Here is a 1,982-nt window from a genome sequence, read left to right on the forward strand (position 1 = left end):
TTTGCGACGCTCCTGAAAACCTGCACCCGGCACTTGGCCTTCGATTCATATCCCTGTGCTTCGAATAGAGGCGGTTCAGGAGTTACGGGAAAATCTCAATCGGGGTACCGGTATCGACCATCGCCCAGATCTCATCCATCTGCGGGTTGGTTACCGCGATACAGCCATCGGTCCAGTTCATGCGAGTCAGGTACTCTTCGATACCTTTCCAGTGCGGCTTCTGGCCGTGGATCATGATCGCGCCGCCCGGGCTGCGGCCCAGTTTTTTCGCCCGTGCGCGGTCAGTCGCGTTCGGGTAGGAAACCTGAATGGCGCGATAGTAAGTGCTGTTCTTCTTTTTCCAGTTCAGCGTGTAGCGGCCCTCTGGCGTGCGCGAGTCACCCTCGTACTGCTTGTGGCCCACCGGGTTTTTACCGAACACCACCTTGTAGCTTTTCACAACCTTACCGTTGCGTTTCAGCTGCATCAGGTGCTTGGATTTGTACACCACGACCTCATCCACTGGTTTGATCTTGGCAAAAACCAGGGTCGGCGTCAGGAGAAGGGCAATCAGGCTGAGTTTTAAATATCGCATGGCTCTCATCGGTAGTTGTGACATTCCGGGGCTAAACAGTCAGCTTCCGTGCTCTCGCACTTCCGACTGCGGCCGTCAAAGCGGCACGCAATCTGGTTGCGCGTTGCGACTATGTAACGCAATAGCGTTATGACAGCGCTGTCCTTCGCTGTCGCCCCGAACCAGGTTCGGGGCATTTGTTAGGCAATTATCCTAACTCGAACCGCTTTATGGCGAAGTGGGTTGTATGATTAATGCTCTGAGTGGTCAATTTATCACCAAGTAGACCACGTTTAAAGAGGCGTCAAATAAAAAAGACCGAACACACTGAGGAAGATTCCGTGACCAGTACGTTTTTTGTGACCGGCACCAACACCGAAGTCGGTAAAACCTATATCACCGCAGCGCTGCTCGAAGCGGCGCGATTGCGCGGGCTGCAGACAGCGGCTGTGAAGCCAGTGGCCTCCGGCTGTGAGTCCACCCCGGAAGGTCTGCGCAACAGTGATGCGCTGACCCTGATGGATGCCATGACCCAGGATCTGGATTACCAGCAGGTCAACCCCGTAGCCCTGGAGCCGGCGGTGGCGCCCCATATTGCGGCGATGGAGGCGGGCAAGCGGCTCGATCCGTCTCGTCTTGTCGGTATCTGTCGCGGGGTGATGAGCGGCAAGCCGGATCTGGTATTGATCGAGGGTGCGGGCGGCTGGCGGGTACCGCTGGCGCCGCGCATGTTCCTCTCGGACCTGCCGAAGGAGCTGGAGTTGCCGGTGATACTGGTGGTGAATATGGAGCTGGGTTGTATCAATCACGCGCTGCTCACCGCGGAGGCGATTCACCGCGATGGGCTGCCGTTGGCGGGCTGGGTGGCGAACTTTGCTCGCGGGCCGATGGAAGACATGCCGCGCGCGGAGCAGAACCTGATGACCCTGAATGCACTGCTCCCTGCGCCCTGCCTGGGCGTGGTTCCCCACGATGAACAGGGCGATTACCGCAATGGCGCGGCGCATCTGGATCTCACCCCGTTGTTGCCGGCCAGTCGCGAAAACTGAATTTCTCACAAACAAAAAAGGCAGCCTGAGCAGGCTGCCAGAGTCGCGCCGTCCCTGGCGCTGGTTATGGGGATTCGGTGTGGCCCCTTAAACCACTCACGGTTTTACACTCTAAACATTGTCTGCGGGGATCAGCGCGCGCTGCCGTCGCCGCCGCGGAGAATATTGTTAGACGATTTACAGCCGTTGGCCGCCAGGTAGTCGAAGGCCGCCTTGGTCTGCACCAGGCCCCAGCCGGTGTTGTAGTCGTAACCCGGTTCACCCAGGTCGGCTGCGGAAGCACGCAGGGCCAGGCGGATGTCGTTGGCGCTGCACTGTGGGAAGTGGCTCCACACTTTCGCGGCGATACCGGAAACGTGCGGGGTGGCCATGGAGGTGCC

At 58.7% G+C, this 1,982-nt stretch carries 3 protein-coding genes; 1 reads left to right on the forward strand and 2 read right to left on the reverse strand.

The window, feature by feature from the left end:
• Nucleotides 1–82 precede the first annotated feature (82 nt).
• Nucleotides 83–574: a L,D-transpeptidase family protein gene (locus B4U49_RS00640; RefSeq protein ID WP_078082676.1), complete on the reverse strand. Its 492-nt coding sequence runs from the start codon at nt 572–574 to the stop codon at nt 83–85.
• Nucleotides 575–894: 320 nt separating this feature from the next.
• Here B4U49_RS00640 and bioD point away from each other — a divergent pair, with 320 nt between their 5' ends.
• On the forward strand, nt 895–1,602 hold the full coding sequence (gene bioD / locus B4U49_RS00645; RefSeq protein WP_078082677.1) for a dethiobiotin synthase: 708 nt from the start codon (nt 895–897) through the stop codon (nt 1,600–1,602).
• A 131-nt stretch (nt 1,603–1,733) separates the two neighbouring features.
• Here the strand turns inward: bioD and B4U49_RS00650 are convergent.
• On the reverse strand, nt 1,734–1,982 hold a 249-nt coding region (locus B4U49_RS00650), incomplete at its 5' end, for a S8 family serine peptidase (protein WP_158078519.1).

Source organism: Microbulbifer mangrovi (genome assembly GCF_002009015.1).
In the GTDB taxonomy this organism is placed as follows: Bacteria; Pseudomonadota; Gammaproteobacteria; order Pseudomonadales; family Cellvibrionaceae; genus Microbulbifer; species Microbulbifer mangrovi.

Excerpts from the sequence above, each read along its gene's own strand:
- B4U49_RS00640 (WP_078082676.1), bottom strand. The coding sequence starts at position 574 with ATGCGATATTTAAAACTCAGCCTGATTGCCCTTCTCCTGACGCCGACC.